Here is a 13,613-nt window from a genome sequence, read left to right as displayed (position 1 = left end):
AAGATCACTCCTGCTGTCCTGTTTCGGGACCATCATACGCGATGCCACGAATGACGGCGGAGTTGCCGAACTTCTTGCGCAGACTGTCCACCGCGCGCTCGGCGTGGGCGGCGCGGCGGTCGAGCATGTCGGTGTCGTCGGCGGGCGAGCCTTCGCGCAGCGCGCTGACGCCGGCGCCCATCAGGCGGAAGGCGGTGCCGTCGATTTCCTTGGCCAGCATCTCGCGGCAGATCGAAAAGATCTTTGCGGCGAGCTGCGTTGGCGCTGCGATCGACTGCGAGCGCGTGCGCTGGCGGAAGTCGGCGGTCTTCAGCTTCAGCGTGACGGTCGAGCCGGCAAGCTCGCTGCTCTTCAGCCGCGACGACGTCTTCTCGCAGAGGCGCCAGAGAATCTTCTCCAGCGTCGCGAAATCGCGGATGTCGGTCTCGAAGGTGGTTTCGCTGGAAATCGTCTTGGCGCCCCGATCGGGCTCGACGCGGCGGTCGTCGATGCCGCGGGCAAGCCGCCACAGCCGACGGCCGTCGCTCGGAAATTGCCGCATCATCTCGATCTCGTCGGCCTTCTGAAGGTCGGCGATGATGCGGAAGCCGCGTTGCACCAGGCGTTCCTGCGTCGCAGGACCGACGCCGAAGATGAAGCCGACCGGCCTCGAAGCCAGCATCAAACGCGCTTCCTCCTGATCGAGTGCGGCAAAGCCGCGCGGCTTGTCGAGGTCGGAGGCGATCTTGGCCAGGAACTTGTTGCAGGAGAGGCCGACCGAGACGCTGATGCCGATGTCGCGCTCGATATTGCGCGCAAACCGCGCCAGCACCTTGGCCGGGATCATGCCGTGGACCCGCTCGGTGCCGGAGAGATCGAGGAAGGCCTCGTCGATCGAGAGCGGCTCGACCAGCGGCGTCAGCGCCTGCATGGCCTGGCGTACCTCGCGGCCGACGCGGACGTATTTCGCCATGTCGGGACGGATCACGATCGCGTGCGGGCAGGCCTCCAGCGCCTTGAACATCGGCATCGCCGAGCGCACGCCATAGGTCCGCGCGATGTAGCAGGCGGCCGACACCACGCCGCGCTTGCCTCCGCCGATGATGACGGGCTTGTCGGCGATGTCAGGATTGTCGCGCTTCTCGACTGTCGCATAGAAGGCGTCGCAGTCGATATGGGCGATGGTCAGGCTCGAGAGCGCGCGGTGGCGGACGAGGCGAGGGGAACCGCAAGCCGAGCAGCGCCGCACGCCCATATCCAGATCGACCAGGCAATCCCGGCAGAAGCAGCGGGGCCCGGCCGGGTCGCAGACGGTCACGGCACGTCGCGCTCCCAGGTCCGGTCGCCGAGCGCGTCGCCCAGCACCTGCCGCGCCGCGGCAACGTTGGTCGGATGCAGCTCCGAGGCCGTGGCAAAGGCCTTCACGGTCGCGTCATCGCGCAGCACGAAATCGAGTACGCTGAGGAGGAAATTGGGGTCCGAGGCGGCGTTCCGAAGGGTCTCCGGGCCGACACCTGTCTCGGCCAGGAACAGACCCAGCCGCTCGGGCTCGCCCGCGACAAAGGACAATGCCTGAATCGCAACGATTTCAGCGACTTCGCGGGGGTTGTGAACAGGCTTTTTCAAGGGCCCAGTTTGCCTTTCCGTTAACTTTCAGTGTCTACTTTGGAATATGCCCGAGTCTCGCGCCTGAGTCTTGCGACGCCCGACAAGCAACTGGAAACCACATCGCAGAAAGTGGCCCCTCGGGTTTAACGAAACTAGAGCGAATCTGAGGCTAGTTTGAATCCAGTTTTCGAAGCGCCGGGGAGCGGCGCCTGAGGCGTCACATGTATCGGGCTTCGTGCCAATCAGGAGGACGGGATGGCTAAGACCGTCCTGATCGTGGAAGACAACGAGCTCAACATGAAGCTCTTCCGCGACCTGTTGGAGGCGCACGGTTACCAGACCACGGGCACCAGCAACGGCTACGAGGCGCTGGATCTCGTTCGAAAAATGCGGCCCGACCTCGTGCTGATGGATATCCAATTGCCGCAGGTCTCGGGCCTGGAGGTGACGCGCTGGATCAAGGACGATCCGGAGTTGCGCTCCATTCCCGTCGTCGCGGTCACGGCCTTCGCGATGAAGGGCGACGAAGAGCGCATCCGCGAGGGCGGCTGCGAAGCCTATTTGTCCAAGCCGATCTCGGTCGGCAAGTTCATTGAGACGGTCCGGCGTTTTATCGGATAGGAAGTGAGTTCAAAGTGTCCGCGCGTATCCTGGTTGTCGATGACGTTCCTGCCAACGTCAAACTCCTCGAGGCCCGGCTTTCCGCCGAATATTTCGACGTGATGACCGCCTCGAACGGCACCGAGGCGCTGGCGATCTCCCGCCGCGCCGAATGCGACATCATCCTGCTCGACGTGATGATGCCCGACATGGACGGCTTCGAGGTCTGCCGCCGCCTGAAGACCGATCCGGCGACGCACCACATCCCCGTCGTGATGGTGACGGCGCTCGACAGCCCGTCCGACCGCAACCGCGGGCTGGAAGCGGGCGCCGACGATTTCCTGACCAAACCCGTCTCCGACGTCGTGCTGATCGCGCGCGTGCGCTCGCTGACGCGGCTGAAGATGATGACCGACGAGCTGCGCATGCGCGCCATCACCTCGCTCGAGATCGGCATGCAGGCGCCGGAGCGCACTGCGGTCGCCGACACCGGCAAGGGCGGCCGCATCCTGCTGGTCGACGACCGCCAGTCCTCCTATGAGCGGCTGGCGAGCCTGCTCGCCGCCGAGCACACCGTCGATGTCGAGCCGAACCCGACCGAAGCGCTGTTCCACGCCGCCGAGGGCAATTACGACCTGCTGATCGTCTCGCTCGACCTCAACAATTTCGATGGCCTCAGGCTCTGCAGCCAGGCGCGCTCGCTGGAGCGCACGCGCCATGTGCCGATCCTGGCGATCGCGGACCCCGAGAACTCGACGCGGCTGCTCCGCGGCCTCGAGATCGGCGTCAACGACTATTTGCTGCGACCGATCGACAAGACCGAGCTGCTGGCGCGCGCCCGCACCCAGATCCGTCGCCGCCGCTACACCGATCATCTGCGCGACAACGTGCAGAATTCGATCGAGATGGCGATCACCGACGCGCTCACCGGCCTGCACAATCGCCGCTACATGGAGAGCCATCTGGCGACGCTGGCCGAGCAGGCCGCAACCCGCGGCAAGCCGCTGGCGCTGATGATCCTGGACATCGACTATTTCAAGTCGATCAACGACAATTACGGCCACGATGCCGGCGACGACGTGCTTCGCGAATTCGCGGTGCGCGTGCGCAAGTCGATCCGCGGCATTGACCTCGCCTGCCGCTATGGCGGCGAGGAGTTCGTCATCGTGATGCCGGAGACCGATCTCCACGTTGCCGGCATGGTCGCCGAGCGCCTGCGCCGCTCGATCGCGGGCGAGCCGTTCGCGATCCACAAGGGCACCAAGCGCATCGAGGTCACGATCTCGATCGGCCTCACAACGCTGGAGCAGAAGGGCGAGGCGGTCGCCGACGTCCTCAAGCGCGCCGATACCGCGCTGTACCGCGCCAAGCACGACGGCCGCAACCGGGTGGTGTCGCAGGCGGCGTGAGGGCGGCTCGCACAAAAGTCGCGAAAACAACCCCATGCACAGTAGCCGGCGCTAGTCGGATCAAGGGCTTACGCGGGTAGCAAGACGGCTTGCGCTGGCGATAGCGCCGTTTGGCTCGTCGGGCAAAACAGGGGCATTTTGTTAGGATCGCGGCGGTCCTACAAACTCCGCTGTCATTCCCCGCGAAGGCGGGGAATCCAGTACGCCGCGGCCTCTCGGTTCAATCACAACCGCCTCTGGAATACTGGATCACCCGCTTTCGCGGGTGATGACAGCGAGCGATACGGCGACAATGGTTAGTCTGGCGGGCGCTTGTGCCCCTTCGCGGGCTTCGCCGCACCATCCCCCACATCCACCCCCGCATTCCGCAACAACACCTTCGCCGCTTCCTTCGCGGCGCGCGCCATCGCGGGGTCGTCGCGGACGAGGTCCTGGGCGATGGAGCCGTCGACCAGCAGCACGAGCTGCGTTGCCAGCGCGTCCGCATTCGCAACGCCGAGTTCGTTGAGCCGCTCGCGAAACCAGACGCGGCGGCTTTCCTTGAAGGCGACCGCGATCTTCCTCACCGCGCGGTCCTTTGGGCCGAGCTCGGCCACCGCATTCACGAACGGGCAGCCGCGAAAATCCTTCGCCGCAAAACGGCGCTCCAGCGAATCGAAGGTGGCGAGGATCTGCTCGGCCGGCGGCTTGTCGGAGGGGCGCGGGGCTACGAAACGGCGCTCGAGGTAAGCCGCGATCAGCGCGTCCTTGGAGGGGAAGTGGTTGTACAGCGTGCGCTTGGAGATGCCGATCTCGGCCGCGATGGTGTCGACGCCGATGGCGCGAATGCCTTGCAGATAGAACAGCTTGTCGGCGGTCTCGAGGATCCGCTCCTTCATCGTCTGTGGGGTCGTCGGGGGAGCCATGCAGCAGCGCGCGTCCTGTTCGCTTGACAGCGTGCACCTTTTCATAGCCTAAGTACACAGGTCTGTGTAACCAAAATCAACTGATATTGCAGACGTCGGCGCTCGCGCCGCGCCCACGAGGGAGAAGAAAAATGCCCCTGTTGCAGGTCCTGCGGCCGACCTTGCCCATCCTGATCGGCGCCTCGATCATGCTGACGCTAAGCATGGGGTTGCGGCAGAGCCTCGGCATCTTCATGCAGCCGCTGACTCACGACATCCACATTTCGATCTCGGATTTCACGCTGGCGCTCGCCGTGCAGAACCTCGCCTGGGGCTTTCTCCAGCCGCTCGCCGGCGCGATGACGGTGCGCTACGGCTTCCGCCCGATCATGATCGTCGGCTCGCTGATGTACATCGCAGGCCTCATTCTGATGGCGACCGCGGGCGGGCTCGTCAGCATCATGATCGGCGCCGGCGTGCTGATCGGCACCTCGCTCGCCTGCACCGCGGCGGCGATCGCGATGTCGGTGGCCGCGCGCGCTGTGCCCGAGACCGTTCGGTCCACCGTGCTCGGCATCGTCTCCGGCGCGGGCTCGCTCGGCGCGCTGCTGTCCGCGCCGATCGGGCAGTTGCTCAACGAAGGCTTTGGCTGGCGCATCGGGCTCGCCGGCTTCGTCATCATGTCGGTGCTGATGATCCCTGCGGCCTGGTATGCGGGGCGTGTCGACAAGGTCCCGCTGCCGAAGCCGGCCGCCGACGATATCGGCGACGCCACGGCCGCATCGGTGGCGACGGCCGCGTTCGGCAACGCCTCCTTCGCGGTGATGACCTGCGCCTATCTCGTCTGCGGCATGCAGCTCGTGTTTCTCACGACGCACCTGCCGTCCTACCTCGCGATCTGCGGCCTCGATCCGATGCTGAGCGCGCAGACGCTCGGCATGATCGGCGGCTTCAACGTGCTGGGCTCGCTGTTCTTCGGCTGGGCCGGCCAGCGCTGGAATAAGCTCGCGCTGTTAGGGGGCATCTACATCCTGCGCTCGCTGGCGCTCGCCTGGTACTTCATGCTGCCGGCGACGTCGTTCTCGACGCTGCTGTTCGGCGCCATCATGGGCTTCCTGTGGATGGGTGTAGGGCCGCTGGTGGCAGGCGCGGTCGCCGAGATGTTCGGCCTGCGCTGGCAGGCGATGATCCAGGGCCTCGCCTTCATGAGCCACCAGATCGGCAGCTTCCTCGGCGCCTACGGCGGAGGGGTGCTCTACGACGCGCTCGGCTCCTACACCATGGCCTGGCGCATCGGCGTCGCGCTCGGTCTTGCCGGCGGCATCGTGCAGGTGGCGTTCGCGCTGATCCGGCCGTCGCAGCCGCCGGTGCTGCGGACGGCGTAGCCGGGGCGGGGACTCGTGAGCGGCGGTTTGGGGGGGGCGGATGTCGCAGGATCTCACGGAAATGAGCTGTAGCTGCGCAGCCGATTGCAGCGCCTGCAGGGCGATTGCTGCTTAACGGAGACGTCGCCGCCAGTCGCTCGGTGTCACGCCGGCGAGTTTTCTGAACGCCGCGGCAAAGGCGGTTTGGGAGGCGTACCCGAGCGCCGCTGCGATCGAGACGACCGAATCGTCAGTATCGCGCAGCATGTTCATGGCTTGCTCGAGTCGGTACTGGCGGAGCCAGGCATGCGGCGAGAGCCCTGTGCTTTCCTTGAAGGCACGACAGAAATGGAAGCGTGACAGGCCGGCATCCGAAGCAAGCATCGCGAGAGAGACATCGGAATCGCTCTCCGAGCGCAGGCGATCGATCGCGCGGCGGAGGGCTGTTGGCGACAGCCCGCCGATCAGTGCCTGGATCGCGGTAGGCGAACCGACGTGCGCGGCCAAGATGCGGGTGGCCAGGAGATCTGTCAGTTGATGTCTGAACAAGGCATCCAGGGCCGCATTGCCGTCCAGTGCATCCGCTGCACTCAGCAGCAGGCGGGATGTGATGGGATCGGGATGCCCCGTTCGCTCCATGAGGTCGCCAGGTGCAGCCGCGCGGGCTTCCCGGGCAACACGATCGAGCGTCGTGTGGGGGAGGTAGAGCTGAACGACATTGATGTCCCCGGCAATGTCCCATCGGGCGCTTGAGCCTGCCGGAATGATCGTCACCACGCCGGAACGGGCCGTTCCGATCGCGACCGACTTGCCGGCGCGCCGCTCAAGTCGCTGCACGCCGCACGGGTAAGTCATGACGACATGATTGGCCATGGGTTCAACGACGTCATGCAGGGCGCCATGTTTCCAATGGGCGATGGCGCCGCCCAACGGATCGGAGGCCATACGAATTGGCGCGGTCTTGAGGACCCGCGCCATCTCCACATCGGCCGGGCGGAGCTCGGGAACCGGAACGTCCCTCGGGTGCGCCCCCGGCGAGAACAGAGCCGCCAAGGGATCGTGCAAGATGGTTTTGTTCATGGGCTTGTGCTCGACATTGTCGTGCGCCGTCCTATCCGATGGCGAACAAGCTAGGCCCAACCGTCGCGAATGGCCCGTCATGCGTTGTGAAATGTTGTTAGGAGGCGTCAGTCCTTCGCCCTTGGTAGTGTGAGGACTGCACGGCAATTTCCCGACCGTTGGCCTGACGCGGGACCTTGGCCTAAAATGTGGTCCGGAGCATGGGCACAATGCGACGGTTCCAATGACGACGCACGGCAAGGAAGTCCTGTCGTTCGGGCCGTTTCGCCTGACTGCAAGCGAGCGGTTGCTCACCAAAGACGGAGTTCCCGTCGACCTGGGCGCACGCGCCTACGAAATTCTGACCGCTCTTGTCTCCACGCCGAATGAAGTCATCAGCAAGAAAGACCTTCTGTCGCTGGTCTGGCCCAACGTCACGGTCGAAGAGGGCAGCCTGCGTGGTCAAATGGCCAGCCTGCGCAAGATGCTCGGCGACGGAAAAGACGGCGCGCGATACATAACGACCGTGGCCGGTCGAGGCTACTGCTTCGTAGCGCCAGTCTCACGGTCGCTCGGGGAGCCCGAGGCGGCATCAGCTGCCGCTGAGAGCTTTCGAAACGCCAACCTGCCCGTCCGTCCCGCAGGATTGATCGACCGGGAAGATGATCTGCAAAGGGTCGCCGCCCAGCTGGAAGTGGCGCGCTTCGTCACGGTGGTCGGCCTCGGAGGCGTCGGCAAGACCACGCTCGCGACCGCGCTCGGGCACCACCTGATTGAGGCATTCGGGGGCGCGGTGCTGTTTGTCGATCTGAGCATGTTGAGCGATTCACGGCTGGTGACGAGTACCGTCGCATCCATGCTGGGACTATCGGTGCGATCGGACGACGCTACGCCGAACCTGATCGCCTATCTTCGGGACAAGCGGGTCCTGTTGATCCTCGACACCTGCGAACATCTGATCGAGTCGGTAGCGACCTTCGCGTCGTGCGTCTTCAGAGAGACCCCGCAAGTCCACATACTCGCGACCAGCAGAGAAGCGCTACAGGTTGATGGGGAGCAGATCTATCGACTGGAGCCGTTGGCATGCCCGCCAGACGACGCGATGCCAACGGCGGCAATTGCGCGATCGTTCCCAGCTACGCAGCTGTTCGTCGAACGCGCAGCGGCGAGCGGCGCCCGGTTGGATCTCGACGATGCAGACGCGCCAATCGTGGTCGGTATCTGCCGGAAGCTGGACGGCGTGGCATTGGCCATAGAGCTGGCAGCAAGGCGCGTCGAGGCCTATGGATTGCGCGATACGGCGGCTCTGCTCGACCAGCGCTTGACCTTGTTGTGGCTGGGTTCGCGCACCGCGCCGCCGCGTCATAAGACTTTGCAGGCAACGCTGGACTGGAGCTACCGGTTGCTTTCCAGCGTCGAGCGGCTGGTACTTCGCCGGCTGGCCGTGTTCGTCGGACATTTCACGCTGGACGCAATGCTCGCGGTGGTCACAAGCGTCAACGTCGACCAGACCGCCGTCCTTGGCGCGATCGACAGCCTCATTGCCAAGTCGATGGTTACGACCCGCCCGATCGGAGCCATGATGCGCTATCGGCTGCTTGATACGACGCGCACTTACATTCTCGGGACGGAAATCGCCGATCCGGAGGCTGCCGATCTGGCCGCGCGTCACGCAAACTACTTTCGGCGCTGGTCGGAGCAGGCGGGAAGGGAATGGGCAGCGTTGTCGAGCGGCGCTGAAAGGGAGGCGCACCTTGCCGACCTCAACAATGTCCGGGCGGCGTTGGAATGGTGTTTTGGCGAGGGCGGCGATCCCGAAATCGGGATCAAGCTGGCGGCAGCCGCAGCGCCTGTCCTTTTGGCGATGTCGCTGTTGTCCGAATGCTATCGCTGGTCGCAGCACGCAATCGTCGCGCTGGAAGGCAGGACCCGCGGCGAACCGGAGGAGATGCAGCTCCAGGCAAACCTCGGGGTTGCGTCAATGCACATGAACGGGCCGAGCGACGCAGCGCGTGCGGCGTTGGACCGAAGCCTCGCGATTGCGGAGGCAGGCGGCAACGTGCTCAGCCAAGTTGGAATTCTCGGCACGCTGTCGATGTTCTGCACGCGCGACGGCGAATTCAAGACTGCGCTGGATCATGCAAGGCGCGCGCGGACGGTTGCCGGGGCCGCCGAGGACCCTCACGCGATGGCCCTGGCCCAATCGGCCGTGGGCAGGGCGCTCCACTTCATCGGTGAGCACGGCAGCGCCCGGTCGGAGCTCGAGGCTGCGCTCCAGCATTGGTCGCACGCCCAGCGGGCCTATCTTGGGTTCGATGACCGTATCCTGGTTGGCCTCGGCCTTGCGCGGGGCCTATGGGTGCAGGGGCATCCCACCAAGGCCGCGGTCCGCGCGCGCGAGACAATCAAAGACGCGGAATCCAGCACCAATCCCGCATCGCTTGCTGTCGCTCTTGCCTGGGCTCCGGACGTATTCGTCTGGAACGGCGATCTCGCAAGCGCCGAAGCACATGCTGACCGCCTGGTGGCGCATGCCCGGTCCCATTCCCTGGGCCCCTATCTTCATGTTGGCTACGGGTACAAAGGCATCCTCGCGATCCGTCGTGGCGATGCAAGGGGCGGCGTCGACACACTTCGCGGTTGCCTGAAGCACTGCCACGCGATGCACTACGAGGTGCGCAACACGGAGTTCAACATTCTCCTGGCGCAAGGGCTCCTCGCAATCGAACAGGTCGGCGAAGCCATAAGATTGGTCGATGACACGATCAGCCGGGCCGAGGAGAATGGAGATCTCTTCTTCATGCCAGAAGCGTTGCGTGTCAGGGGACGCGCCGTCCTGGCTATGCCGACCCGGGTTGACGATGCGGAACGCTGGTTCAAGCAGTCGCTCGAATTGAGCCGTCGCCAAGGCGCGCACGCCTGGGAGTTACGCACCGCAATCGATCTGGCTGCGCTGTTGGCAGGTCGAGGGCAACCTGACGATGCCTGCGGGCTGTTAAGGCCCGTGTTCGAGCGATTCACGGAAGGCCTGGAGACGGCAGATCTGGCAGCTGCCGGCCGCCTGTTGGCGTCCCTGGTCGGCAGGACGAACTCGTGATGGAGATGGCCGTTGGCGCCGACTGCTGGCGCCAACGTTGGAATCGGACGGCTTCAACGTGGCGACCCGCGGCAAGCGCGGGCCGACATCCGCGGCTGAGTTCAAGCGGACGGGACTAGCGCGGACGCCCCGACCGCTTGAGTTCTGCGACCTTAAACCTGTTGCCGGCGGCCAGGCTGCTGCAGAACCAGTGGGCTCTGTTTCGATTCTCGCCCAGGAACACCTTCGTCTCGACGCAATTCTCGTAGGACGTATGGGTGATGGTGTCTCGGCACGTTGGCGAGAAAGGTCCATAATCTATGTTGCCACCCGACTCGCTACAGCCAATCCAGGGCTCCTTGCCGTGTGGGAAACTTGATGCACAGCCACCGTTGCAGCTGCTGGCGACTTTCTCCAGGCTGGCAATCCTCCCCATCACTGAACCCGGTGCATACGAAGGCGTCCGCGCGGTTGACGATGACGTTTGAACGGTTGACGCAGTCCGGCGCGATGATGCCCCGGTGTTTGCCGCCCGCTGCGGCGCAGGTGGCTTCGTCAATTGCTTCGGTGCATCGACCGTGACGGGGGGAAGTGTGGCGGCGGAGCCGGTCGGGATTTGCGACGCGGCGGGACCGCACACCAGGACGGTTGACAAGACAGCGACAGTTGAAGGCACGACAAGGCTTGATGACAATCTCATGACCATGTCCTTCCCAAATCCGGGACGGAAATGCCGTTCCGGTAAGTGCACGGTAACATACGTTCCGGATCGGGCAACCGAGGGTTGAACGGATGTCTGCCGGTGGCCCGCGGCCGAGATGGCAGCCATGCAGAACGCGGAATGCTCGCGCCGTCATTGCGAGCCACCGGCCGCGCAAAGCGCGGCGCGATGACAGGCTCCGCGAGGCAATCCAGGGTGCCTCTGCAGAACGACTGGATTGCTCCGCAATTTTGTCGCGAGTTCCTCGCAATGACGGCGTGGAGAAGGAGTAGCGCGTCAGCTTCAGTCTCGCGCTCCGGACCCAGCGCTACAGCGCCCGCGCGTTGCCGCGCGCCCGGGACACGACAGACAAAATAAAAACGGGGCCGTGAGGCCCCGTCAAAAGTCCGTTGCGTATCCCGCGATCTTACTTGATCTTCTTACTTGATCTTGGCTTCGCGGAATTCGACGTGCTTGCGCGCGACCGGGTCGTACTTCTTCTTGACCAGCTTGTCGGTCATGGTGCGCGAATTCTTCTTGGCGACGTAGTAGAAGCCGGTGTCGGCCGAGGACACGAGCTTGACCTTGATGGTGACCGCTTTGGCCATGTTCAGAACCTCAGAAATGAAGGGAATCTGGAGCCGGCCAAACGGCCCGCGTTGGCCGGCAACCTAGCCAGAAACCGCCTAATGTCAAGGTTTTACACCCCGAAAACCACCCAAATCGGGCCCATTACGCCTCGAAGAACCGGTTTTTCGGCCGCGGCAGGCCCAGATTCTCCCTCAAAGTGGCCCCTTCATACTCTTTGCGGAAAATCCCTCGCCGTTGGAGCTCCGGGACGACCTTGTCGACGAAATCGTCAAGGCCGGCCGGCAGGAACGGGAACATGATGTTGAAGCCGTCGGAGCCGCGCCCGACCAGCCATTCCTCCATCTGGTCGGCGATGGTCTTGGCGGTGCCGACAAAGGCCAGCCCGCCATAGCCGCCGACGCGCTGGGCGAGCTGGCGCACCGTGAGCTTTTCGCGGGCGGCGAGGTCCACCATGCGCTGGCGGCCGCTCTTGCTGGCGTTGGTCTCGGGGATCTCCGGCAGAGGCCCGTCCGGGTCGAAGCCCGACGCATCGGTGCCGAGGATGACGGAGAGCGAGGCGATGGCGCTGTCGTAATGCACGCGGCTGTCGAGCAGCGCGCGCTTCTCCTTGGCTTCATCGACGCTGTCGCCGACCACGACGAAGGCGCCGGGGAGGATCTTGAGATGTTCAGGGTCGCGGCCGACTTTCGCCATGCGGCCCTTGATGTCGGCGTAGAGTTTTTGCCCGTCGGCGAGGCTGCCGCCGCCGGTGAACACGGCCTCCGCCGTCTCGGCCGCAAGCTGCCTGCCGTCTTCGGAGGCGCCGGCCTGCACGATCACCGGCCAGCCCTGCACCGGGCGGGCGATGTTGAGGGGGCCGCGCACCTTCAGATATTTGCCGTTGTGGTCGAGCGTGTGCATCTTCGAGGGCTCGAAGAACAGCCCGCTCTCGACATCGCGCACGAAGGCATCGTCGGCGAAGGAATCCCACAGGCCGGTGACGACGTCGTAGAACTCGCGGGCGCGCTTGTAGCGCTCGGCGTGCTCCATGTGATCTTCGAGCCCGAAATTCAGCGCGGCGTCCGGGTTCGAGGTGGTGACGATGTTCCAGCCCGCGCGGCCGCCGCTGAGATGGTCCAGCGAGGCGAAGCGGCGCGCGACGTGATAGGGCTCGTCGAAGGTGGTCGAGCCCGTCGCGATCAGGCCGATCCGCTCGGTGACGGCCGAGAGCGCCGACAGCAGCGTGAACGGCTCGAACGACGTCACGGTGTGGCTGCGCTTGAGCGCGTTGATCGGCATGTTCAGCACGGCGAGGTGATCGGCCATGAAGAAGGCGTCGAACTTGCCGGCCTCGAGCTTCCTGATCAGCGTCTTGATGTGGCCGAAATTGAAATTGGCGTCCGGCCAGGCCCCCGGATAGCGCCAGGCGCCGGTGTGGATGCTGATCGGGCGCATGAACGCGCCAAGCTTGAGTTGTCGTTGTGCCATCGCCCCGTATCCGTTCTGGGTGTCGTTGGGGAAAGACATAGGCATGAGTGGGAACTCCGCCATTGGGGGAGGCGGGAAGAATTTTTCGTATTTCGCGATCCACTCAGCACAATCCCGTCATTCCGGGGCGCCGCGTCAGCGGCGAGCCCGGAATCCATCGGGCCGCAGCGACCGACGCGCGATGGATTCCGGGCTCGCGCCAAGGGGCGCGCCCCGGAATGACGAAGGAGCGCCCATCGAACCAATCCGCTGCTCGCTCCGACCAAAGCCATGACCTCGTGAGGAGACCATCAATGGCAGGCGCGATGACAGTGGATGGCGGCATGGTCCGTATCGACCGGCCGATGCCCTGGGTTGGCCGGCTGCTGTCGTTGCCGCTGCTGGCGGCCAGCGGTTATCTGCTGTGGAATGTCGCGCTCGGCCTGCGCCAGGATTTTTCCAGCTTCGGCCGGCTCGCCGATGACCTCGTGCCGGTGCTGGTGTTCACCGGCCTCGGGCTGCTCGTCGGCATCCCCGGCCTGATCCTGCTCACCTTCCGCTATTTCGTCGTGCTCAACGAGACGCTGCGCCAGATCGTCATCACCAGCCAGTTCGGCCCGCTGAACATTCGCAGGCATCGCAATCTCGCCGACTATCATTTCATCAGCATCACCGACGACTACGATGCGGATCTGACGACCTATGACGTCAATCTCTGCGGCAACAAGGGCACCGAGCCGATCAACCTGATGAGCTTCACCAGGCGCGAGGAGGCGGACAAGCTCGCGGGCGAGATCGGCCGCGTCCTCAAGCTGCCGGCGCGCGACTATGTCGGCACCGAGCCGGATAGCGACGACGCATGATAAGAATACTCGATCGGCTTAGCCCGGTTCACCA

The 13,613-nt window shown here is 64.5% G+C and carries 11 protein-coding genes; 5 read left to right on the top strand and 6 right to left on the bottom strand.

The window, feature by feature from the left end; translation table 11 throughout:
* Positions 1 to 4 precede the first annotated feature (4 nt).
* Positions 5 to 1,297, bottom strand: a complete 1,293-nt coding sequence (locus WN73_RS22010) for a DNA polymerase IV (RefSeq protein WP_271554750.1) — start codon at positions 1,295 to 1,297, stop codon at positions 5 to 7.
* Positions 1,294 to 1,605, bottom strand: coding sequence for a DUF3572 domain-containing protein (locus tag WN73_RS22005; protein WP_011087883.1), 312 nt, complete (start codon positions 1,603 to 1,605; stop codon positions 1,294 to 1,296). Before WN73_RS22005 ends, WN73_RS22010 begins: the two co-directional genes overlap by 4 nt.
* A 237-nt stretch (positions 1,606 to 1,842) precedes the next feature.
* On the opposite strand from WN73_RS22005, the gene WN73_RS22000 reads away from it, so the two are divergent.
* Both WN73_RS22000 and WN73_RS21995 read left to right on the top strand, forming a co-directional pair.
* Positions 1,843 to 2,208 carry a response regulator gene (locus WN73_RS22000; protein WP_007603272.1) on the top strand — a complete coding sequence of 122 codons (366 nt, stop codon included), beginning with the start codon at positions 1,843 to 1,845 and terminating at the stop codon, positions 2,206 to 2,208.
* 14 nt (positions 2,209 to 2,222) lie between these two features.
* Complete coding sequence (locus tag WN73_RS21995; protein WP_028171565.1) at positions 2,223 to 3,596, top strand: PleD family two-component system response regulator; 1,374 nt, start codon at positions 2,223 to 2,225, stop codon at positions 3,594 to 3,596.
* Positions 3,597 to 3,892: 296 nt separating this feature from the next.
* Here WN73_RS21995 and WN73_RS21990 read toward each other — a convergent pair whose 3' ends face one another.
* Positions 3,893 to 4,501, bottom strand: a complete 609-nt coding sequence (locus WN73_RS21990) for a TetR/AcrR family transcriptional regulator (protein WP_028171566.1) — start codon at positions 4,499 to 4,501, stop codon at positions 3,893 to 3,895.
* Between the two features lie 131 nt (positions 4,502 to 4,632).
* Between WN73_RS21990 and WN73_RS21985 the strand changes: the two genes are divergently transcribed.
* Positions 4,633 to 5,865 carry an MFS transporter gene (locus WN73_RS21985; protein WP_011087880.1) on the top strand — a complete coding sequence of 411 codons (1,233 nt, stop codon included), beginning with the start codon at positions 4,633 to 4,635 and terminating at the stop codon, positions 5,863 to 5,865.
* Between the two features lie 111 nt (positions 5,866 to 5,976).
* Here WN73_RS21985 and WN73_RS21980 read toward each other — a convergent pair whose 3' ends face one another.
* Positions 5,977 to 6,924 (bottom strand): helix-turn-helix transcriptional regulator, encoded by a 948-nt coding sequence (locus WN73_RS21980; RefSeq protein WP_162603570.1) that lies wholly within the window; start codon positions 6,922 to 6,924, stop codon positions 5,977 to 5,979.
* 223 nt (positions 6,925 to 7,147) lie between these two features.
* Here WN73_RS21980 and WN73_RS21975 point away from each other — a divergent pair, with 223 nt between their 5' ends.
* Positions 7,148 to 10,000, top strand: coding sequence for an ATP-binding protein (locus WN73_RS21975; protein WP_271554744.1), 2,853 nt, complete (start codon positions 7,148 to 7,150; stop codon positions 9,998 to 10,000).
* 1,119 nt (positions 10,001 to 11,119) lie between these two features.
* Here WN73_RS21975 and rpmG read toward each other — a convergent pair.
* Entirely contained in the window at positions 11,120 to 11,287 is a 168-nt protein-coding gene (gene rpmG / locus WN73_RS21970; protein ID WP_007603295.1) for a 50S ribosomal protein L33, read from the bottom strand.
* 124 nt (positions 11,288 to 11,411) lie between these two features.
* Positions 11,412 to 12,737: an LLM class flavin-dependent oxidoreductase gene (locus tag WN73_RS21965; RefSeq protein ID WP_182871890.1), complete on the bottom strand. Its 1,326-nt coding sequence runs from the start codon at positions 12,735 to 12,737 to the stop codon at positions 11,412 to 11,414.
* Between the two features lie 293 nt (positions 12,738 to 13,030).
* Between WN73_RS21965 and WN73_RS21960 the strand changes: the two genes are divergently transcribed.
* Positions 13,031 to 13,579 (top strand): hypothetical protein, encoded by a 549-nt coding sequence (locus tag WN73_RS21960; protein WP_271554743.1) that lies wholly within the window; start codon positions 13,031 to 13,033, stop codon positions 13,577 to 13,579.
* Positions 13,580 to 13,613: the final 34 nt, after the last annotated feature.

This window comes from Bradyrhizobium sp. CCBAU 45394, assembly GCF_028128655.1.
Classification (GTDB): domain Bacteria; phylum Pseudomonadota; class Alphaproteobacteria; order Rhizobiales; family Xanthobacteraceae; genus Bradyrhizobium; species Bradyrhizobium diazoefficiens.
The sequence above is the reverse complement of the archived record's forward strand: the minus strand, read 5'-3'. Positions and strand labels throughout refer to the sequence as shown.

Coding starts and splice junctions, on each gene's coding strand:
- WN73_RS22000 (WP_007603272.1), top strand. CDS start 1,843: ATGGCTAAGACCGTCCTGATCGTGGAAGACAACGAGCTCAACATGAAG.
- WN73_RS21990 (WP_028171566.1), bottom strand. CDS start 4,501: ATGGCTCCCCCGACGACCCCACAGACGATGAAGGAGCGGATCCTCGAG.
- WN73_RS21985 (WP_011087880.1), top strand. CDS start 4,633: ATGCCCCTGTTGCAGGTCCTGCGGCCGACCTTGCCCATCCTGATCGGC.
- WN73_RS21980 (WP_162603570.1), bottom strand. CDS start 6,924: ATGAACAAAACCATCTTGCACGATCCCTTGGCGGCTCTGTTCTCGCCG.
- WN73_RS21975 (WP_271554744.1), top strand. CDS start 7,148: ATGACGACGCACGGCAAGGAAGTCCTGTCGTTCGGGCCGTTTCGCCTG.
- rpmG (WP_007603295.1), bottom strand. CDS start 11,287: ATGGCCAAAGCGGTCACCATCAAGGTCAAGCTCGTGTCCTCGGCCGAC.
- WN73_RS21965 (WP_182871890.1), bottom strand. CDS start 12,737: ATGGCACAACGACAACTCAAGCTTGGCGCGTTCATGCGCCCGATCAGC.
- WN73_RS21960 (WP_271554743.1), top strand. CDS start 13,031: ATGGCAGGCGCGATGACAGTGGATGGCGGCATGGTCCGTATCGACCGG.